Raw genomic sequence first — 19,662 nt, 5'->3', positions numbered from 1 at the left:
CATCGGTCAGCCGGCATCCTCCGGGGCGTAGCCGACGGCTCTGACCAGGGACGGATCGTCCTCCTCGCCGAAGTCGACCATCTGGATCGCTCCGGTCTCCAGCAGCGACATCACGAGGTCGGCGACCTCTTCCATGCGCGGACCCGCGCTGCGGACGCTGAACTCGACGATGACGTCCTCGGACGGCACGGGCACCTCACATCAGCTGATCGGACACGTGGTGGTCGATGAATTCCGTGACGGACGCCCCACGGCAGCCGCTTTCGGCGAGCGCCGCCGCCAGCGCCGCGGTGTAGGAGGGCAGGGCGGAATCGGCGACCGCCCGCAGGTCGATCCAGACCGCGGGCAGCGCCGTCTGTTCGCGCGACCGTGCCAGCCGGTAGGCGAGCGCGCCCGGAGCGCCCTGCAGCGCCCGCAGATGGTGTACCTCCGCGACGGCCAACCCGTGGTCGGCGGGGTGATGGGCCCTCCGCCACACCGGAAGGTCGTAACCGTAGCCGGGGTCGTAGTTGACGCCGTGCCGGGAATCGGCGGACTCACCCGAGGGGATGAGCAGGAGCCGGACACCGTCGTCGTGGAGGACGGCGGGGGACGTGTCCACTCCCGGCACGGTGCTGAACAGGCGGATCCGAGGGTCGTCGCCGTCGCAGGGGATCCCCGGGAGGAGGCGTTCGACGGTCGCGCGCCGTTCGGCCGTGCCGAGCCCGCTGATGTAGAGGAAGCATGATGGGCGGATCGGCATCCGCTCCTCGAGCGTCGCGAGGATCTCCGCGGCGATGACGCCGGCCGAGGAGGCCCGTGCTTCGGACCACGGCGGCCGTGGTGGGCCGGAGAGCCCGGCGAGTGTCAGCTCGTGCAGGTGGTCCGGGTCGTCGTGGGAGGCGCTCATGACCTGGGGCAGCGAACCGGCCACCCGGTCGGCGGTCGCCCGCTGGTCCTCGGCCCAGCTGAAGTTGGGCGCGACGATCGTGGTCGCCGGACCCGAGAGGGTTTCTCGCAGTACGTTGCTGCCCGGCCGGATGACCGCGACGCGTGCGGCGTGCAGGAGAGCCGGGAGGTCGTGAGCGAATCGGACGAACAGGGTGTTCGGCGGCGTCGGCGGTTCCACGCCGCGGTAGTGAGGCCCGGCCACGATCACGACGCGGGCCGCGACCCGGTCCCGGTGCAGGCGGTCCGCCACCTCGGCCATCGAGCCGAAGAGCCGCTCGGGATAGGCCTGGGTGGTGATGTCGCCGCCCGCGCCGGCGCTGACCACGACCAGCGGATCGCCGCCGGGGGAGTAGGCTGCGGCGGTCGCGGCGACCTCGCCTGCGTCCGGCAGCGTGAAGACCGGCCCGCAGAATCTGACCCTGGTGTGGTCGAGGACCGTCCGGGTCGCGCGTGTGAGGTCGGACGCGGCGAGGACGACGCCCCGCTCTCTCGCGATCAGGATCCGGTCGAAATGACGGAAGTGGCGGTCCTGGCGCAGGCGTTCGAGATAGGCGCCCCTGGTCATCCCGCTCATGACGAGGACCTTCGGGAGATCGCGGAACGGTTCGAGGAACAGGTGCCGAGGGTCGGGATAGGTGTCCTCCACGACGATCGACGGAGAGATTCTGATCACGAGTGCCTTCAGCAGGCTGAGATAGGCGGCGTCCAGGGCGTCGTTGGGCAGGCGGTCGAGGATCGGCAGGTTCACCACAGGGAATCCGCAGCCACGCAGCAGGAGGGCGGGGCGTCCCTGGCCCATCAGGACGATCCTCATGCCGGGCGCGAGTTCGGACAGGGCCCGCGCGATCAGGACGGTTCGCCGGGCGTTACCGAGACCGTGTCTGCTCTTGAAGCAGAAGAGCACCGTCACAGCGCCGCCATCCGCAGAACCTCGGCCAGATCTTCGGCCAGATCTTCGGGCAGGGATTCGTCGTGCGGCTGTGCGTCCGGCATGCGTCCCCCGTCACCGAGTGCTGCGCGGAGACGGTACCACGCGTCCTTCGCCGTCCAATAGAGGATCAATCGCTGGAGACTTGAGCTGGATCGGCCAGAATACCTCGTAGGCCCATTCCGGCCCTGTCGGGAATCCGTTTTCCGCAGCCGCCCTCAGCGCCGCGAACTGGCTCCGGTACTCCTTCAGGGCGGCGATTTTGGATGCCCATTTCGAATCGGAGAGCAGAGTGGTGCGGTATTCCTCGGAAATGAGGGAGTTCCCGGGAATTCCGGTCGCCTGCGCGGTGAGCCAGCCCTTGACGTCGAGGTTCGGATGACCGACGGGCCAGCCGAACCTCGCCGCATAGGGCAGATCGGCGTAGAGAAAGCAGGTCCGTGACCCTCTGACGTCGAGCGCCGCGTCACGGGCCGCGATGTGGTCGCGATGGCCGCCGATGGCCGCCGGAATCCACATGACGTCCGCGTCGGCGACCGCACGGCGGATCGCGGCGCGCAGCGCCGCCGTGTCGAGGGCGTCGGTGCGGTGCGTGGAACCGAGGAAGTCGAGGTGGGTCGGCGTGCAGTCCGCGATGGCGAGGGCCCTGCGGTCCTCCTCCCTGCGTTCCGATGCTCGGGCGGCGGGATCGGATGCTCCGGTCAGCCGATCCCAGGCCGACAGCCGGGCGTTGGAGTCGGGGATGCCGGAGAAGACCGTCACGACGCGGCGGGTGTCCGGCCGGGTGAGAACGTCCCAGCAGGACAGCACCGCGTCATCGGGATGCGGAGAAATGACGACCGTCTTCGAATCAGGATTCATGCCCAGCATCGTCACCGCCAGGGCATTTTCCGGTCAATGAGTGTTTTTCGTGCGCCCAGGAGGTGGGGCTGCGTGAGCAGCTCATCGTCGTGTCCGTGAGCCCGTCGTCCCTCGCCGGTGTGAGTCCGGTCGCCCCTGCCCGGTGGCCGAAGCCGGCGCCCTGCCCAAGCCGTATCGACGGCGCAGGCGGACCGGGCGCCGGGTACCGCCGCGCTCACCGGCCGCTTCGCCGAGAAGGATCTGCTGTCCATTCTGGAGTCCAGCCGAGCCCATCGCTGGCGGCGTCGTCGTTGTCGGCGTGGATGTGTGGAACGCCCCAGTCATCCCTGAATATTGCGACCTTGCCGCTTCAGTTTCTCACTCAGGGCTCATTCGCTCAGGGGGCCCGGCGGCGGTGTTCATGGACTCCACCAGGCTCTTGGGCCGCAGGTCGGTCCAATTCTCGGCGATGTAGGTCAGGGCCGGCTCCCTGCCGGTCTCCTCCAGCACGACGCGCCAGCCACTGGGCACATCGGCGAAAGCCGGCCAGAGCGAGTGCTGATTTTCTTCGTTGACCAGGACGAGGAACGTGCCGTCTGGATCATCGAAGGGATTGCTCATGGCGCGGTCACCCTCTCGAGGAGTCAGGAGAAGTTCGCGTTGGCACGTCACGGCCATATATATCTGTTCGGTTGTGTGCCACGTCTCGCGACAGGCTCGTGCAATCGGATGATAAGGGCTTGCCGAAAGCGTCGTCGAGCACGGCTGTCACCGTCACGAAGGAGTGCGTCGATGATGCGTGAGAGGCCAGGTGCGGGGCGGGCCGGCAGTTCGCGGTCTTGTTTCGCAGCCCGGCGAAAGAGGCGCAGTAGCAGTATGGCCTCTGCTCCTACGCCGGCCCTGCGACGGGGTACTCGCCGAACACCTGCATCTTCGCGGAGGGTGCCGTCGAGTCGTGCTGCCCCAACGGCAGCAACACGACGCACTCGTACGGCACCGCCTCCCGCCGGACGGCCGGCGCGCACGGATCGACGGGGCAGGTCAGCCCTGGGCCCTCCATCTCCCGGAAACAGCGAGATATTCTCAACCGACGATCATGTCACTAGTCTGAGTGTCACTGCTGTCTTCACTCACCGGACTCGGGTAGGGCGAGATGGCCAACGGACCGGCATACGGCAGGCTGATCGGTCGCGACCGTGAGCTCAGCCTTCTCGCAAGGGCCGTGTCGGGCGCGGCGGACGGAGCGCTGCGGGCCGTGGCGGTGCGTGGCGACCCGGGGATGGGGAAGACCCGTCTGCTCGCCGAACTGGCTGAGATGGCCCGGGCCCGTGGCTTCGCCGTCCATCACGGTCAGGCGACCGAGTTCGAACGTCACGTACCGTTCGGGGTCTACATCGCGGCGTTCGAACCCCAGCCGGGTGATCCGAGCCGGGACGCCCAGGGTGCGCTGACCGAGTTGCTGCTGGACGCCACCGGGCCGTCCGAGGCCCGGCGGGCGGGGCTCGGCCGCTACCGGCTCTTCCAACGGGCGCGCCGGCTCATCGAAGACCAGGGGGCCGCCGGCCCGGTCGCCATCGTCCTCGACGACCTGCACTGGGCGGATCAGTCCTCCGTGGAGCTGACCGAGTATCTGCTGCGCCGCCCGCCGCGGGCCCCGCTGCTGCTCGCCACCGCGTACCGCGCGGCCCAGGTGCCCGCGGGCATCGCCCGGGCCGTCGCCGAACTCGGCGAGGCCGCCGTCCACATCGGTCTCGCCCCGCTCAGTGAGACCGACGTGGCGGCGCTGTTGCCGGAGGCGGACCGCGGCCGGCGACGACTGCTGTACCGCACCACCCACGGAAACCCGCTCTACCTCCAGGTGCTCGCCGACGCGGGCGTGGAGACGCTGACGGCCTTCGGGGAGGCCGGTGGCGCGGCGACCGGCGCACCCGAGCGGGCACTGCTCGACGTGCTCAGCACCGAACTGACCGCCCTGACGCCGGAGGTCCGGCAGGTGGCCTGCGCGGCGGCGGTGGCCGGAGAGCCGATCTCGCTGGACCTCCTCGCGTCCATCACCGAACTGCCGGAGGCCGCCCTCGATCGCGCCATCGACCACCTGGTCGGCGTGGGCCTGGTGGTCGAGGCCGATGCCGCGTTCCGGTTCCGTCACCCCTTGATCAGGGCGGCGGCGTACTGGATGTCCGGCGCGGCCTGGCGCTCCCGCGCCCACGACCGGGCGGCGGAGCACCTGCGCGGCAACGGCGGCCCGCTGCAACTGCTGGCCCACCACACCGCGCGATCGGCGCAGCACGGCGACGTGCAGGCGGTGCGAACGCTGGAGGCGGCGGCCTCGGCGGCACTGGACGCCGCTCCGTCCACCGCCGTCCGGCTGTTGCGGACAGCGATCCGGTTGCTGCCGGACGAGGCGGACCTGGCCTTGTGGCGGGTCCAACTGCAATGGGCGCTGGGCCGCGCGCTGGGGGTGACCGGCGATCTGGCGGCCAGCCGGCAGATCCTGCAGGAGGTGATGCGGGCGCCGGGGCCGCTGCGGATCGCGGCGGTGAGCTTCTCCTCGATGATCTATCGCCTGCTCGGCGACTACGACGAGGCGAAGGCACTTGTCACCACCGAGCTGACCCGGCCGCACGCGCGCGACCGGTCGACCAGCCTGGCCCAGGTCGGGCTGGCCGCGGTCGAGTTGATGGGGCGGGAGCCGGGAAAGGCCCGGCTCGCGGCCGCCGACGCGATCCGGTCCCTGAGCGACGCGGACGACGAGGCGCTGGAATCAGCCGCCCGCACCATCCACGCGTTGGCCAGCCTGCGCGACGGCCATGTGGCACAGAGCCGGCGCGAGACCGACCGGGCGGCGTGGTTGACGGACGCCATGACCGACGACGTCCTCGCACCGCACCTTGAGCTGATCGCACCGCTGGCCTGGGTCGAGATCCACCTGCGACGCTACGACGACGCCTCGCGGCATCTGCGCCGCGGGCTGGACATCGCCCATCGTGCCGGGCGTAGCCACAGCGTGCCGTACCTCCTCATCGCCCTGTCCGCGCTGAACGAGCGGCAGGGACGGCTGTCCGAGGCGATGACCGCCGCAGAGGAGGCCCGCGAGTCGTCCCGGCTGATCCACAGCGGGGAGACCCTGGCCATGTCCAGCATCCTGTTGCTGCGTCCGCTGTTGTGGCGGGACGGGCCGCGAGCCGCCTTGGAGCTGGCCGAACGGATCTCCGGGACCCGGCCCCGGTCCGGCTGGTGGTCCGGGCTGGCGCAACTCGACCTCGCGCTGGTCTACGCCGAGGCCGGGCGGCCGGACCGCGCTCTCGCCGTGCTGACCTGGGAGGACCCGGGCGACGAACCGACCACGACGAGCTGCCTGGCCCTCCAGGCGATGGTCACAGCCATCGCCGGTGCCCCGTCCGAGGCCGGCTCCCTCGCCGAAGACGCCCTTTCCCGGGCGAGGAAGTCGGGTCTGGCCCATCAACTGGGGTCCGCGCACCGAGCGCAGGCGAAGGTGCTCATGCTCTCCGGGAGACCGAAGGAAGCGGTTGTCCACGCGGCACGGGGCGCCGACCATTTCGCCGCCGCCGGCGCCCCGGTCGAGGAGGGGCTCACGCGGCAACTCGCCGCCGAACTGTATGCCGCTCTGGGTTCGGTCGGGAAGGTCCGCGACGAGATAGGCCGGGCCAAATCCCTGTACGCCGCCACCGGGGCGGCCTGGCTTTCCGCCGCGTTGACCCGCGACGAACGACGGCTGGCCGCCCGGGCGCCCCGGAGACAGCGGCAACCGGCCGGCCCGCTCTCCGCGCTCACCACCCGGGAACGGCAGATCGCCGACCTCGCGGCGGACGGACTGACCAACCAGCAGATCGCGGAGCGGCTGTACCTGAGCCCCAAGACCGTGGAGGCTCACCTCTCGCGCACCTTCGCCAAGCTCGGCGTCCAGTCGCGCGTCACGCTGAGCCAGCACCTGGCCGCGGACGCGCGGGCCGCGGACGACCGGGCAGCCGCCGGCCCGGACGGCGGATCGATGTAGGGGGTGCGGTAGGGAACCGCCCGATGCTAACGACGGCCGCCGCGGAGCATGCTGCTGCGGCAAGCCACGCGATCATCGAGAGAGGTTCGCATGTCACCCTCCCGTGACCCAAGACGCACCCGGGCATACGTCGTACTGACGACGTTGTTCGCCGCCCTGGGGCTGCTCCTGCCGGCCACCGTGGCCAGCGCCGATCCGATCCCGCTGCCGACTCGACCCCCGTTCCCGACGTTCTCGCCGCTGCCGTCCGGCGTTCCGCTCCCGCCGCGCCCGCCGCTGCCGGTCCCGCTGCCGTGCCCGCCGACCTGTGTGGACGTGCCGGGACCGGATCCGTACGACGCGGTCGTCTACGGCGACAGCTACACCAGCGGAGAGGGCGCGAGCCACAACCACACGTACGTGACGAAGTCCGACGGCAGCGAGGACTGGACCCACAGGTCCGGTCTGGCCCCCTTCGCCGTGGCCTGGACGGGCCTGGAGATGGGCCGCTACCCGCTGTACTGGCCGACCCTCACCTCGGACACGATGCTGACCGGGTTCGCGCGCGACCGGCTCTTCTTCCATGCCTCGTCCGGCGCGTGGATCAAACACCTGAACGAGCCGCAGACGGAGAAGGGCGGAACGGTCGTCCGTAATCCGCCACAGGCTCAGGACGTCCCGACCATGGCCAAGCTCGTCTACTTCGGGCTCGGCGGCAACGACGCCGGTTTCGCCGACCTGGTCAGCACCGCGGCCGAGGCGTACCTGAACCCGGCCACCGGCCGCTTCGGAGTGTTCACCTGGCAGACCGACCAGGAGCAGGCGGTCGCTCTCGAGGTGGGCCTGCTGCAGTCGCGGATCACCCCTCTGCCGGGCAAGATCGTTCAGGGATTGGAAACCGTCCGGGAGACCCACCCGGTGGCGGAGATCGTCGTGGCGCTCTACCCGCTGCCTGTCAAGGCGTCGGGCAACACCGGCATCGAGGAGATCACCGGTCACACCATGGACCTGATGTATCCCTTCGCAACCAAGGTGAACCAGGCCATCCGGGACGGGGTGGCGCAGTTCCAGGCCGCCTATCCGAACACCAAGGTCCACATCTTCGACCCGAACACGGCCGGGCCGAACGGCACCAGCGTGGTCGCGGGACATGAGCTCGGCCAGCCCGACTCCTACTTCCAGGGCCTCGTACGCCGCCCGGACGTGCTGTGGAGCGGCAAGATCTTCAAGTCGTTCCAGGAGAGCTTCCACCCGAACGAGCTTGGCTCGGTGGCCATCGGCAAGGCGCTCGCGACCTTCCTGGCGGCCAAGATGCCGGCACTCTTCCCGCAGGGGCCGAACTTCGACCGCGTGACCATCAACCCGCAGCCGCTGGCCGCCGCGACGCCGGATGAGATCCAGTCGGTCGGGCAATGGGCGGCCACCAACTCCTCGCAGCTCTGCGAGGAGACCGAGATCGACAGCGTGTGCCGCGCCATCACTCCGACCGGCATCGTCCTGTCGACCGACCTCTGGTTCGACCCCGGCAAAGTCCTCCCGTTCCCCTTCCCCGGCGAGCCGGTTCCGGGCGGCCCCGACACGGGTTCCCCCGGCGGCGGTGGCGGCGGCGGGTCGACCTGGATCCCGGCCGACTACATTCCCAAGGACCCGTGCGACATCTTCCGGCCGGTCCGCTATGAGTTCTACACGGGGGTACGGATCCAAGGCGGGCCGCTGCAGACTCCGACGGTCATCGACGGCCTCCTCTCGGCTCCCAAGAAGCCCAAGTGCGTCCCGGGCGTGGGACTGATCTTCGAGTAACCGCCGCCTCAGTACAGCCACAGGCCGCCGCCGCCCCGACCGGTTCCGCCGTGGCGGCGGCTGGCGAGGCCACGCGTATACGGGCCGTGGATCAGTGAGAGGATGGTGAGGGTGACGGCAGGAACCAGTGACATCGAGAAGGCGGCCGGGGTGCTGCGCGCCGGAGGCCTGGTGGCCTTCCCGACCGAGACCGTCTACGGTCTGGGCGCGAACGCCGAGGACTCCGCCGCCGTCGCGCGCGTCTTTCAGGTCAAGGGGCGCCCGCCCTCTCACCCTCTGATCGTCCACCTCGGTGGCGGGGAGCACCTGGGCGACTGGGCCGAGGACGTGCCCGCGACGGCGCGCCTGCTGGCCGAACGCTTCTGGCCGGGGCCGCTCACGCTGGTCCTGCGGCGCGGCCGCCGGGTCCCCCTCGAAGCGACCGGTGGCCTGGAGACGGTGGCCCTGCGTGTGCCCGCCCACCCGGTCGCGCTCGCGCTGCTGTCGGCCTTCGGCGGCGGTGTCGCGGCCCCGTCCGCCAACCGCTTCGGCTCGGTCAGCCCGACGACGGCGAATCACGTCCGTGCGGAGCTCGGCGACGCCGTCGACTTCGTCCTGGACGGCGGCCCCTGCGCGGTCGGCGTCGAGTCGACCATCGTCGACGCCACGGGCGAGGTCCCGAGCGTCCTCCGGCCCGGAGGGGTGACGCGCGAGGACCTCGAAGCGGTGCTGGGACGCTCCCTTGCCGTCCACTCGACGAGCCACGTCCGGGTGCCGGGTCAGCATCCGTCCCACTACGCGCCGCGTGCCCGGGTCGTCCTCGTCGAGCCGGAGAAGGTCGTCGCCGAAGCGGAGTTCGCGCAGGAGCTCGGGCACCAGGTGGGGGTCCTTCTTCCCCCCTCCTTCGCCGGCGCCCCGGTGAAGGCGCACGCCGTGGTGGCGGTCCCCGGTTCGATGACCGCGTACGCGCGCGGGCTGTACGGGTTCCTGCGGGAGCTCGACCAGCGGGGGTGTGACCTCATCGTCGCCTCCCTGCCGGTGGAGGAGGGGCTGGGACTGGCGATCGCCAACCGGCTCCGCCGCGCCGCGGGGCCCCGCCCCTCCGCCTGACCTCGTCACGCTTCCTCACCCGTGGCACCCGGACGCCGCGGCGTCCAGGTGCGGGAGGGGGAGCGTGATCGCGTCCGCCTACCAGCGGAGGCGGTCAGGACGCGGGCTGTGTAGCGGCGGGCGGAGCAGTGGTCACGAGGCGGAGCCGGCGGTGACGTCGAGGCCGCGGGCCGCCACCACCTGGGCGCTGCCGTCGGCGAGGCGGTAGCACAGGCCCACGACGGCGGCCCGGCCGGCGTCGACCCGGTCGGCGAGCACCCGAGAGCGGTCCAGCAGCAGGTCCACCGTGTGCCGGATGTGCTCGGCCAGGATCTCGTCCGCCTGGACGCGTCCGGCGGCCCGGGCCGCGAGCACGCTGGGCGTCACACGCTCGACGACGTCCCGGATGTACCCGGCCGGCGCCATCCCGTCCTCGATCGCGGCGCACGCGGCGCCGACCGCGCCGCACGAGTCATGGCCGAGGACCACCACGAGCGGGCAGTCCAGCACGTCCACGCCGTACTCGATGCTGCCGATCACCTCCGCGCCCATCACGTGACCCGCGGTGCGCACCACGAACAGGTCGCCCAGGCCGCGATCGAAGATGATCTCTGCGGCCAACCGGGAGTCGGAACACCCGAACAGGACGGCGAACGGGCGCTGGCCCGGTGCGATCTCGGTGCGGCGTGTCGCGTCCTGGTTCGGGTGCTCGGGAGTGCCCGCGAGGAAGCGGCGATTACCGGCGAGCAGAACCTCGAAGGCTTCTTCGGGAGTCGGAGACGTGATCTCGGCCATGGCCGCAGCCTAAGCCACGCCCTTCTCCGGCTGACGCGCCGCCTGGTCCTCCCGCGCATGCCAAAGCGACGGGCGACGCCATCGGCCTGCCTGCCGGAACAGCGGCGGTCTCAGGGGCGCAGCCCGTCGAAGATGATCGTCAGTGTCCGGGTCCGGAGTTCGTCGCCCCACTGGTTGCGTTCCGCCGCCATGCACGCGGCCCCGAGCAGCGCCAGCAGCTCCGGCATGCGCAGGTCCTCGCGGACGGCGCCGGCCTCCTGTGCGCGGAGCAACAGCCGCTCGATGGCGTCTCTCATGTCTCGGCTGACGTCCGCCGTGCCGGCCTTGGGATCGAGGCCGGCGTGGGTGAGCACGTCGGCCAGGGTCTTGTTCCGCGTCGAGTTCTCCACGATCCGGGTGAAGAACTCGAAGAACGCTTCGCCGGGGTCGTCGGCGACCGTCAAGGCGTCCGCCTCGGTGATCAGGCGCTGTGCGCGCTCGATGATGACGGCCTGGTAGAGGGCCTCCTGGGTCGGGAAGTGCCGGTAGATCGTCCCCAGTCCGACGCCGGCGTGCTGGGCGATGGCGCGCATCGAGGCCGTCAGGCCGTCGCGGGCCAACACCACCTCGGCCGCCTCCAGTACGCGCGCCCGGTTGTGCCGCGCGTCGGCGCGCACGGGCCTGCCCCTATCGATCATCGCTGTCCTCGCACGTTGACATCCGGAACGGTTGTTCCGTATGTTCTGGACCCGGAACTACCCGGAACGACTGTTCCGGATCGTAGCCGATTCCCCGTCCTGGCCACGGAAGGACTTCGCGATGGACTACACGACGCTGGGCCGCTCAGGTCTCAAGGTCTCTCCTGTGTGCCTGGGAACCATGAACTTCGGGACCTCTCACGCGGTGGCCGGCTGCGACGAGACCGAGGCCGCCCGCATCGTCGACGCGTTCCTCGACGCGGGCGGCAACATCATCGACACCGCGGACGGCTACTCCGGCGGCCAGTCCGAAAGCATCGTCGGCCGGGCCGTCAAAGGCAGACGCGAGTCGGTGGTCCTGGCGACCAAGGCGTTCCTCCCGCAGGGGCCGGGCCCGAACGAGAGGGGACTGTCGAGGGTCCACCTGACCAGGGCGCTGGAGGCGAGCCTGCGCCGGCTCGGCACCGACTACATCGACCTCTACCAGTGCCACCAGTGGGACGACTCGACGCCCATCGAAGAGACGATGGCCACCCTGGACGGCTTCGTGCGCTCCGGCAAGGTCCGCTACCTCGGCTGCTCGAACTTCACCGCGGCTCAGATCGTGGAGTCCCAGTGGGCGGCTCACCGCCTCGGCGCCACGCCCTTCGTCAGCCTCCAGCCGCAGTACTCGCTGCTGGCCCGCGGCATCGAGGCGGAGATCCTGCCGACCTGCCGGCGCCACGGCCTGGGCACCCTGGTCTGGTCACCGCTCGGGGGTGGAGTGCTGACAGGCCGGTACCGCCGCGGAGCCGCCCCCGGGGCCGACACGCGGATGGGACGGCTGCACGCCTCCACGCTGCCCATGGCCCGGGCCTGGGCCGACGGACTGCTCAACGAGCCCAACCTCGAGATCGCCGACCAGGTGGTCGAGGTCGCGGCCGACCTGGCCACGACGCCGACGGCCGTGGCCCTGGCCTGGGCGCGGCGCCGGCCGGGCGTCACCTCCGTCATCGTCGGCCCCCGCACCCTTGAGCAGTTCCAGGGCAACCTCGCCGGGTTCACCCTGGACCTCCCCGCCGAGGTCGCCGGCCACCTCGATGAGATCTCCCGGTCCGCCACCCTCGTACCCGTCAACGGCGTGACCACCGGGCGATAGGGATGCGACGGGTCCGGGACTCAGGGGTCACCGAGGCCGGTTGCCCCTCCTCTTACGGCCGGACGGCACGGCCCGGCGACCGGAGCCGTTCTGCGCGGGTTTCTGTGCCTGCCGCCGGGCCGGCTTCTCCGCGGGGGAGGCGGGGGTACGGCCCCGCGAGCTGTTCACCGTCCGGCCGCGGACGATGCCGATGAAATCCTCCACCAGGTCGGTGGTCGCGTCCGTGGGCCAGGTCAGCGCGACCTGGGACTGCGGCGCGTCCAGCACCGGCCGGTACGTGAGATCCCTGCGGTGGTGGAGGCGGGCCAGCGACTGAGGGACCAGGAGAACCCCGGCGCCGGACGCCACCAACTCGACCGCCTCCGACGTGGTGTCCGGGCGGGTGAACGCGGGCAGTCCGGGCCGGACCGTCCATTCGATGGTGTCGTCCAGCGGATGGAGCACCTCGTCGTCGGCGAGGTCGGCGACGGTCACCTCGTCGGCGGCGGTCACCGCGTGGTCCTTGGGCACCACGACCACCGTGGTCTCGACGTAGAGAGGAATCACGCTCAGCCCGTCCCGGTCGATCGGCAGCCTGGCGAATCCGGCGTCGGCGCCGCCGTCCCGCAGGAGTCCCACCACCTCGGCGGCGGGCACCGGGACCAGGATGATCGGCACGTCGGGCATTCTCTCGGTCCAGGTGTTGACCCATTTCGCGGGCGTCACCCCGGGCGCGTACGCCAGCCGGAACGTTCCGCCGGTCTGTCCGTCAGTCACTCGCTCAGGCTACCGATGTCCTGGGAACCCGCTCCGACTGACTAGTCTTGACGTCTATGAGCTCGCCCAGACCGAAATCCATCCAGACGATGAAGCCCGCGACCGCGGCCAAGAAACTGGGTGTCCTCCTCTCGGCCACTCCCGCCGAGTTCCAGGAGGGTGTCGTCTCCAGGGACGAGCTGAACGAGTTGCAGGCGAAGCCTCCGGCCTGGCTCGTCGACCTGCGCCGCAACGGCCCGCATCCCAAGCAGGTCATCGCCGCGAAGCTCAAGATCTCCATCTCCGGCCTGATCAGAGGTGGCATCACCGGACCGCTCACCACCGCCGAGATCGACGCGCTGAAGGCGGAGAACCCGGAGTGGCTGGAGCGGGAGCGGTCCGTCCAGGCCGAGGTCCGCAAAGAGGCACTCCGCCTCAGGCAACGCTAGACGGCGGCCGGTCGGCCGCGCGGATCAGGACGACGGGGCGGGGCCCGTCGACTCGCGGACGCTGAGCGTCGTCGCCAGCTGGAGGTGCCGGGAGGCGGGCTGGACGCCGTCCGCCATGCCGAGGACGGTCTCGACGGCCATCCGGCCCATGCCGACGAGAGGCTGCCGGACGGACGTCAGCCGGGGCGCGGTCCACTCGGTCTGCGGCGTGTCGTCGAACCCGGTGACCGACAGCTCACCCGGGACGGCGATGTGAAGCTCCTTGGCCGCGGCGAGGACCCCGGCGGCGATCTCGTCGTTGCCCGCGACGATCGCGGTCGGCCGCTCGGCGAGCGTGAGGACGTCGTGGCCGTGCCGGAGTCCCGCCTCGACGGAGAACGCCTCGTGGCGGACCAGTGCGCGGTCCGGCGCGATGCCGGCGGAGTCGAGCGCGGCCTGGTACCCGTGGAAGCGTTCCACCGAGGGGGCGGAGCCCAGTGGGCCGCCGATCCAGGCGATCCTGCGGTGGCCGAGCCTGATGACGTGCTCGGTCGCCGAACGGCCGCCCGCCCAGTTGGTGGAGCCGATGCTGACGACCCGAGACTCGGTCGTGTCGATCGGGTCGATCGCCACGACGGGCACCTCGAGATCCTCGGCGGCGAGGAGCACCGAGTCGGGCACGGCGACGGCGAGCGCGATGAGACCGACGACGCCGGACTTCTTCTGCTCCACCATCCAGGAACGCGCCGCCGTGCGGTTCGTGCTGATCGATTCGCCGGGCGGCAGGCGCAGGAGGAGCTCGGCCTGCGCGGAGGTCGCGGCCACGAGGATCCCCTGGAGCACGGTCCCGGCGTAACGGGACTCCACGATGTCGAGCACGGTGACGAGGGCCCGTTCCCGGGTCTGCTCGTGACGCGCCGCCGTCGGCCTGTAGCCGATCTCGGCCATGACGCCGAGAACGAGCTCGCGCGTGTTCGCCCCCACGTCGCTGCGCCCGTTGAGGACCTTGGAGGCGGTCGTCGGCGAGACGCCGGCCAGCCGGGCGACGTCCGCCAAGGTGGCTCGCTCCGAACGACCTCGCCGCCGCATGAGGGCCCCTTCCGAGCTACGAAACTATTTCGAACCTACCACGGAGATCTTCGTTCATCCCGTGCCAGGCACTCTGCCTTGTCCACCCGTTGACACCGGAGAGAGGCCACCCTACTGTCCAGGCAGTACCGAATATCTTGCGAAATATTTTCGAAGCTCTCCATTCGACGGCGGGTAACGCATGACGAACGACGACGTGTCCGAACCCCGGTTGCGGATCGACGGGAGGCTGTGCGACGAGAGCGCGCTCCCGCACGTCTGGAGCAGGTGTGTCGGCGCCGGACGGGCGAACGAGGCACTGCGCGCCGACTGGCAGCGGCAGTTCGCCGAGGCCGTCGACACCCTGGGATTTCAGTACATCCGCTTTCACGGCGTCTTCCACGACGACATGTTCGTCTACCGGGAGAGCTACGGCGGCGGCTTCGGCCCGAACTCGCCCCTCGCCTCGCCCGTGTACACGTTCAGCTATGTGGACAAGGTGTTCGACTTCATCCTGGACCGCGGCGTCCGCCCCTTCGTCGAGCTGGGCTTCATGCCGCGCGAGCTGGCGACGGTGACGGAGACGCTGTTCTGGTGGGGCGCTCACTGCAGTCCGCCGAAGGACATGGCGCGCTGGGTCGAGCTGGTCACGAGGTCGGTCGAGCACTGGATCGACCGGTACGGCATCGCCGAGGTGCGGGAGTGGCGATTCGAGGTGTGGAACGAGCCGAACCTCGTTCCCCACTTCTGGACCGGGACGAAGACCGAGTACTTCGAGCTTTACGCGCAGACCGTGCGGGCGATCAAGGCGATCGACCCCGCGTTGAAGGTCGGCGGTCCCGCGACGAGCGTCTTCGTGCCCGACGACCGCTACAAGGGCGAGGTCGAGGACCGCTCCGCGATGACCGGGACGGCCGCCGCGGCCGACGTCGACGCGCTCGACTGGCGCCCGGTGTGGATCGAGGACTTCATCGCCTGGTGCGCGGAGCGCGAGCTCCCGATCGACTTCATCTCGACCCACACGTACCCCACCGACTACGCGTTCGGCGCCGACGGCGAGGCGGTGCCGATCACCCGGTACGCGGACGCGACGTTCGACGACCTGACCCTGCTGCGCGAGCTCGTGAGGAACAGCGCGTACCCCGACGCGGAGATCCACATCACCGAGTGGTCGACGTCGCCGTCATCGCGCGACTTCATCCACGACACGGTGTTCGCCGCGACCTCCATCACGCGGTCGTACCTGAAGTGCGCCACCCTCGCCGACTCGATCTCCTACTGGACCTTCACCGACGTGTTCGAGGAGGGAGGCGCCGGGATCGGGCCGTTCCACGGCGGGTTCGGCCTCGTGAACGAGGCCGGCGTCCACAAGCCCACGTTCCACGCGTTCACGATGCTGGAACGACTCGGCGACCGGCTGCTCCTGGAGACGTCCGACGGGGTCGTGACCCGGGACAGCCGGACGTCGGCCGTGTCGGCGCTGTTCTTCAACTACCCCGGCGACATGGGCATGAGGGCCGTCGGCTCGGAGGAGACGTACCCGGCGACACGCGCGCGGGCCGAGATCGGGCCGAGCCGGAGGATCCGGCACGCGATCGGCGGACTCGAGCCGGGCACCGCGTTCCTCGTCGAGATCCTCGACTGGGAGCACGGGAACGTGGCCGAGGCGTGGTACCGGCTCGGATCCCCCCTCAACCCGTCCCGGGCGGAGATCGAGCACCTGAGCGGAGTCGCCGACTCGCTCCTCAGGTTCACGCTGACCGTGCCCGGCACCGGTGTGCTCGACCTCGACGTCGAACTCGCGCCGTGGGCCGTGATGTCGGTGAGGCAGTCGGCATAGGGGATCCTGGCCGCCGGTCGGACGGCTCGGCCCGTCCGACCGGTACCCCTTCGAGGTTCAGCCGGCGGCGGTGGGTTCGCCGGCGATCTCCCAGATGTGGCCGGCGGGGTCCCTGAAGCTCGCCGTACGCACTCCCCATGGCCGGTTCACAGGACCGTTCAGGAGCACGGCGCCACGTGAGACGACGCCGGCGGCCACGGCGTCGACATCGTCCACGGTTATCGTGAGAACGGCCCGGGCGTCAGAGTCCGACGTTCCCGCTCTGGCCGGCGCGACCAGGCCGGGAGCCTCCGCGACGGACAGCAGGTTGACGAGCGTGGATCCGACGCGGAACACCACGCTGTGGGGATCTTCATAGTGGACGGGCAGCTGGAACACGTCCGTGTAGAACGCCTTCGAGGCGGCGAGATCCTCGACGAAGAGCGTGATGGCGGTGATGGCGGGCGCCCAGGTCTCCATGGTCAGGCTCCTGTCTCGGCCGGCGAACGGCGGCGTCTCCTCCACCTGGCCAGCAGGATCCCGCAGTCGGACGGGGACGCGTCGACCAGCTCGTAGGAGTCGCGGCTCATTGTCCGGTCGAAGATCCGTGGGCCCTCCCCGGCGACGCCGGGGTTGACGAACAGGTGGAGTTCGTCGACGAGATCCTCGCGGAGGAGGCCGTTGACGAACCCGGCGCCGCCGAAACAGATCACGTCTCCACCGGCCGTCGTCAGAGCCCGGCGTACGCCCTCGGCGAGCGGGGCGTTGATGACCGTGGTCCTCGGCCAGTCGCCGTCCAGGCTGTGTCCGGTGACCACGAACGTGGGCAGCTCGCCGATACGGTGCGCGAAGCGGTAGTCGGGGTCGTCCGGGTGCTCGTCCGCGGTCCGTCGCCAGTGGCCGAGGTACCCTTCGGTGATCATCGGGCGGCTCAGGAGGATGCCCGAGGCGGCGCCGACCACGTCGTTGAAGCGCTTCCTCACATCGGCGCTCCACGGCCAGTCGGGCCCCCAGTCCCACAGCTGCCAGGTGGATCCCCCGACGTCGCTGCCGACGAATCCGTCCATGGACGCCTGCATGTGCACGATGAGGCGGTTCATCGCCTTCTCCATTCAGCTTCGGTCCGATCCGGTGAGCTCGTGACGCGGCCGATCGGACGCGTCCTCGATCAGTCTGCGGGGCAACTGTGGTACGTCTCGACGAGCCACCTGCCGTCGCGTCGTGCGAAGGTCCAGGTCGCCAGCTCCCACCGGCCGGGCGGAGGGGTGTCCTCGCCGGGGAACACGGTGGCGCTCCGGGTGACCACGACCGCCACGTCCTCGGCGACGAACCTGATGCTCTGCGGGGTGTGGACGCGTCTCGACCCCTTCAACGGGCCGGCGAAGGCGTCGCCCATGCTCCTCTGGATGTCCGCTCTGCCGCGCAGGTGGACCCCGGGGAGGATCACCGTGGCGTTCTCGGCGTACCGGCCGGCGAACGCGGCGCCGTCGCCGTCCGCCCACGCGCCCGACGTGGCGTCGAACACGGCGAGTACGGCGCGCTCCCCGTCGTGCGCCGACGCGACGCCTCCCGGCTCCGCCTGCTCGTGAAGATCTGCGCTCATCTCATCCTCCGTCCATGACAGGGCCGCCGGTGCGGCCGCCCGATCAACCGACGCGGCACCTGCGCCGTTTTGGACAGGGGCCCGGCGCCCCGTCATGCCGGCGGAGCCTCGGCCGTTTCGGGACGGGGAAAGGAGTCGAGCAGGCGCTCGACCGCGGTGACGTCGCCGGACACCGTGAGGTCTCCGGCGCGGACGGCGTCCTCCAGGCGGCGTCTACGGGTCAGCACGGTGGCGAACGTCCTGGGGTCGGTGGTGACGGTCGCGTCGGGGGCGGCGGGTTCGCCGCGGGTGATGTCGATGGCGCCGCCGGCGACGCGGACGGTGATGTGGTCGTCGCCGAAGACCAGGGCGTAGACGGCGGACAGGCCGTCGCTCGCCTCGGCGGAGAAGTCCCCGGAGAGCGCCAGCATGAGGGCGTCGACGCTGATGCCGGCGTCGAGGTCGCGGAACGGTGACCGGCGGCCCCAGCGGCCGAGGTGGACCAGGACCGGTTGAAGCTGGCGCCCCCAGTCGGTCAGCTCGTACACCGAGGACCGGGCGGGCGGGCCGAGCCTGCGGCGGCGCACGATGCCGGAGTGTTCGAGCTCGCGCAGCCGCTGGGACAGGCGGTTGGGGCCCGCGTTCGGCAGGCCGCTTCGCAGGTCGCTGAAGCGTTTGGGGCCGAGAAGCAGTTCGCGGACGACCAGGAGGGCCCACCGCTCGCCGACCAGGTCGAGGGCGTGTGCGGCCGCGCAGGCGTCGCCGTAGGTTCGCGTGCTTCCCACGCCGTCGTTGCTTGCCACGCCGTCGAGTCTATCCGGCGGGCACTTCCACAACGAATTCAGTCGGTATCGAAGTTGTACTAAAAGGTTCTCATATGTAATCTTCGAGCCGTTCCCGATCTGAAAGCAGGAGCGATGATCCTCATCACAGGAGCCAACGGACGTCCCGGATCGGCCACCGTGCGCGAGTTCGCCCGGCACGGCACACCGGTCCGTGCACTCGTGCGCGACCCGGACAAGGCCGGCGACCTGCGGGCACTGCCGGGCGTCGAGGTCGTCCACGGCGACATGCTCTGGCCAGAGACGCTGGAGTCCGCGCTGGACGGGGTGGACCGCGCGCTGATGATCAGCGGCGCCGGCCCGGAGCTGCTGGAGACCCAGTGCACGTTCATCGACGCCGCGGTCAAGGCCGGCGTCGGCCACCTCGTGAAGTTCTCCGGCAAGGACTCGATCGAGGGGTTCGACAACGAACGGTTCCGCTCCAGCCGCAGCCACGAGCAGGTCCTGCGGTACCTGCTCGCCTCCGGCCTGCCGTGGACGCTGCTGCGGCCGAGCCAGTTCATGCAGGTGTACTTCGAGGAGGTGCCCGACATCGTCGCCCACGGCGAGCTCCGCCTGCCGCTCGGCGACACCACGCTCGCCCCCGTCGACATCGAGGACATCGCCAAGGTCGCCTACGCCGTGCTCACCACCCCGGGCCACGAAGGGGTGACCTATCCGATGACCGGGCCGGAGGCCCTCACCATGGCCGACGCCGCCAAGCACCTCTCCGACGCCATCGGCAGGCCGGTCCGCTACCGCGACGTGACCTCCGAGGAGAAGCAGCGCGACTGGCTGGCCGCCGGATACCCGCCCCCGCGCGCGAGGGCGTTCGCGCAGCTCTTCCAGGAGCGGAAGCGGCTGGGCCGCTCGACCGTCGACCTGTCCACCCACGAGCGTTTCGGTATCGAACCGACCACGTTCGCGCAGTTCGCCCGTCGCAACGCCGACGTCTTCCGCGGCGCCGCCGACTACACCGTCACCCCGGCCTGACCGGAGCGGAGACGACAATGCATCAGGACACAGAGCCGGAGAG

Annotated in this window: 20 protein-coding genes; 7 read left to right on the top strand and 13 right to left on the bottom strand. The window is 70.5% G+C overall.

The genetic code is table 11. The features are described from left to right. Window positions 1-6: 6 nt before the first annotated feature. From MPTA5024_RS07230 to MPTA5024_RS07215, 5 genes are all read right to left on the bottom strand, one after another. Window positions 7-189, bottom strand: coding sequence for a hypothetical protein (locus tag MPTA5024_RS07230; RefSeq protein ID WP_157099317.1), 183 nt, complete (start codon window positions 187-189; stop codon window positions 7-9). Between the two features lie 7 nt (window positions 190-196). Next, complete coding sequence (locus tag MPTA5024_RS07225; protein ID WP_036320957.1) at window positions 197-1,840, bottom strand: hypothetical protein; 1,644 nt, start codon at window positions 1,838-1,840, stop codon at window positions 197-199. A 93-nt stretch (window positions 1,841-1,933) separates the two neighbouring features. Next, the gene (locus MPTA5024_RS07220; protein WP_232326428.1) at window positions 1,934-2,728 is read right to left on the bottom strand and encodes a PIG-L deacetylase family protein; all 795 of its coding nucleotides are present in this window, start codon (window positions 2,726-2,728) and stop codon (window positions 1,934-1,936) included. A 205-nt stretch (window positions 2,729-2,933) separates the two neighbouring features. Continuing rightward, on the bottom strand, window positions 2,934-3,053 hold the full coding sequence (locus MPTA5024_RS44585) for a hypothetical protein (RefSeq protein ID WP_157099414.1): 120 nt from the start codon (window positions 3,051-3,053) through the stop codon (window positions 2,934-2,936). Between the two features lie 23 nt (window positions 3,054-3,076). Beyond that, window positions 3,077-3,319: an MbtH family protein gene (locus MPTA5024_RS07215; protein ID WP_036320955.1), complete on the bottom strand. Its 243-nt coding sequence runs from the start codon at window positions 3,317-3,319 to the stop codon at window positions 3,077-3,079. A 532-nt stretch (window positions 3,320-3,851) separates the two neighbouring features. Here MPTA5024_RS07215 and MPTA5024_RS07210 point away from each other — a divergent pair. The 3 genes from MPTA5024_RS07210 to MPTA5024_RS07200 all read left to right on the top strand — a co-directional run bounded on the left by MPTA5024_RS07210 (window position 3,852) and on the right by MPTA5024_RS07200 (window position 9,584). Continuing rightward, window positions 3,852-6,716, top strand: coding sequence for a helix-turn-helix transcriptional regulator (locus MPTA5024_RS07210; protein ID WP_036320952.1), 2,865 nt, complete (start codon window positions 3,852-3,854; stop codon window positions 6,714-6,716). Between the two features lie 144 nt (window positions 6,717-6,860). After that, a complete protein-coding gene (locus MPTA5024_RS07205; RefSeq protein ID WP_036320950.1) occupies window positions 6,861-8,495 on the top strand; it encodes a hypothetical protein in 1,635 nt (544 codons plus the stop codon). 111 nt (window positions 8,496-8,606) lie between these two features. Beyond that, window positions 8,607-9,584 (top strand): L-threonylcarbamoyladenylate synthase, encoded by a 978-nt coding sequence (locus tag MPTA5024_RS07200; RefSeq protein WP_232326263.1) that lies wholly within the window; start codon window positions 8,607-8,609, stop codon window positions 9,582-9,584. Between the two features lie 132 nt (window positions 9,585-9,716). Here the strand turns inward: MPTA5024_RS07200 and MPTA5024_RS07195 are convergent, their stop codons facing one another. Both MPTA5024_RS07195 and MPTA5024_RS07190 read right to left on the bottom strand, forming a co-directional pair. Beyond that, window positions 9,717-10,358 carry a carbonic anhydrase gene (locus tag MPTA5024_RS07195; RefSeq protein WP_036320944.1) on the bottom strand — a complete coding sequence of 214 codons (642 nt, stop codon included), beginning with the start codon at window positions 10,356-10,358 and terminating at the stop codon, window positions 9,717-9,719. Between the two features lie 110 nt (window positions 10,359-10,468). After that, on the bottom strand, window positions 10,469-11,014 hold the full coding sequence (locus MPTA5024_RS07190; protein WP_198166990.1) for a TetR/AcrR family transcriptional regulator: 546 nt from the start codon (window positions 11,012-11,014) through the stop codon (window positions 10,469-10,471). Window positions 11,015-11,156: 142 nt separating this feature from the next. Between MPTA5024_RS07190 and MPTA5024_RS07185 the strand changes: the two genes are divergently transcribed. Then, complete coding sequence (locus MPTA5024_RS07185; RefSeq protein ID WP_036323506.1) at window positions 11,157-12,173, top strand: aldo/keto reductase; 1,017 nt, start codon at window positions 11,157-11,159, stop codon at window positions 12,171-12,173. A gap of 27 nt (window positions 12,174-12,200) precedes the next feature. Here MPTA5024_RS07185 and MPTA5024_RS07180 read toward each other — a convergent pair whose 3' ends face one another. Further along, on the bottom strand, window positions 12,201-12,929 hold the full coding sequence (locus tag MPTA5024_RS07180; protein WP_036320940.1) for a LysR family substrate-binding domain-containing protein: 729 nt from the start codon (window positions 12,927-12,929) through the stop codon (window positions 12,201-12,203). 56 nt (window positions 12,930-12,985) lie between these two features. On the opposite strand from MPTA5024_RS07180, the gene MPTA5024_RS07175 reads away from it, so the two are divergent. Then, complete coding sequence (locus tag MPTA5024_RS07175) at window positions 12,986-13,357, top strand: DUF5997 family protein (protein ID WP_084369472.1); 372 nt, start codon at window positions 12,986-12,988, stop codon at window positions 13,355-13,357. Between the two features lie 24 nt (window positions 13,358-13,381). On the opposite strand, the gene MPTA5024_RS07170 is transcribed toward MPTA5024_RS07175, so the two are convergent. After that, window positions 13,382-14,392 (bottom strand): LacI family DNA-binding transcriptional regulator, encoded by a 1,011-nt coding sequence (locus MPTA5024_RS07170; protein ID WP_232326256.1) that lies wholly within the window; start codon window positions 14,390-14,392, stop codon window positions 13,382-13,384. Between the two features lie 214 nt (window positions 14,393-14,606). Between MPTA5024_RS07170 and MPTA5024_RS07165 the strand changes: the two genes are divergently transcribed. Continuing rightward, complete coding sequence (locus MPTA5024_RS07165) at window positions 14,607-16,244, top strand: GH39 family glycosyl hydrolase (RefSeq protein WP_051457804.1); 1,638 nt, start codon at window positions 14,607-14,609, stop codon at window positions 16,242-16,244. A 57-nt stretch (window positions 16,245-16,301) separates the two neighbouring features. On the opposite strand, the gene MPTA5024_RS07160 is transcribed toward MPTA5024_RS07165, so the two are convergent. The 4 genes from MPTA5024_RS07160 to MPTA5024_RS07145 all read right to left on the bottom strand — a co-directional run bounded on the left by MPTA5024_RS07160 (window position 16,302) and on the right by MPTA5024_RS07145 (window position 18,608). Then, on the bottom strand, window positions 16,302-16,703 hold the full coding sequence (locus tag MPTA5024_RS07160; protein ID WP_036320935.1) for a VOC family protein: 402 nt from the start codon (window positions 16,701-16,703) through the stop codon (window positions 16,302-16,304). A 2-nt stretch (window positions 16,704-16,705) separates the two neighbouring features. Next, window positions 16,706-17,323 carry a dihydrofolate reductase family protein gene (locus tag MPTA5024_RS07155; RefSeq protein WP_036323504.1) on the bottom strand — a complete coding sequence of 206 codons (618 nt, stop codon included), beginning with the start codon at window positions 17,321-17,323 and terminating at the stop codon, window positions 16,706-16,708. Window positions 17,324-17,391: 68 nt separating this feature from the next. Further along, window positions 17,392-17,826: an SgcJ/EcaC family oxidoreductase gene (locus tag MPTA5024_RS07150; protein WP_051457802.1), complete on the bottom strand. Its 435-nt coding sequence runs from the start codon at window positions 17,824-17,826 to the stop codon at window positions 17,392-17,394. A gap of 92 nt (window positions 17,827-17,918) precedes the next feature. Beyond that, window positions 17,919-18,608 carry a winged helix-turn-helix transcriptional regulator gene (locus tag MPTA5024_RS07145; protein ID WP_232326253.1) on the bottom strand — a complete coding sequence of 230 codons (690 nt, stop codon included), beginning with the start codon at window positions 18,606-18,608 and terminating at the stop codon, window positions 17,919-17,921. Between the two features lie 114 nt (window positions 18,609-18,722). On the opposite strand from MPTA5024_RS07145, the gene MPTA5024_RS07140 reads away from it, so the two are divergent. Beyond that, window positions 18,723-19,619 carry an SDR family oxidoreductase gene (locus tag MPTA5024_RS07140; RefSeq protein ID WP_036320933.1) on the top strand — a complete coding sequence of 299 codons (897 nt, stop codon included), beginning with the start codon at window positions 18,723-18,725 and terminating at the stop codon, window positions 19,617-19,619. Window positions 19,620-19,662 lie beyond the last annotated feature (43 nt).

Origin of the sequence: Microbispora sp. ATCC PTA-5024, from assembly GCF_000511135.2 — a bacterium.
Classification (GTDB): Bacteria; Actinomycetota; Actinomycetes; order Streptosporangiales; family Streptosporangiaceae; genus Microbispora; species Microbispora corallina.
Note: the sequence above shows the minus strand (reverse complement) of the source record. Positions and strands in the feature narration are given on the sequence as shown.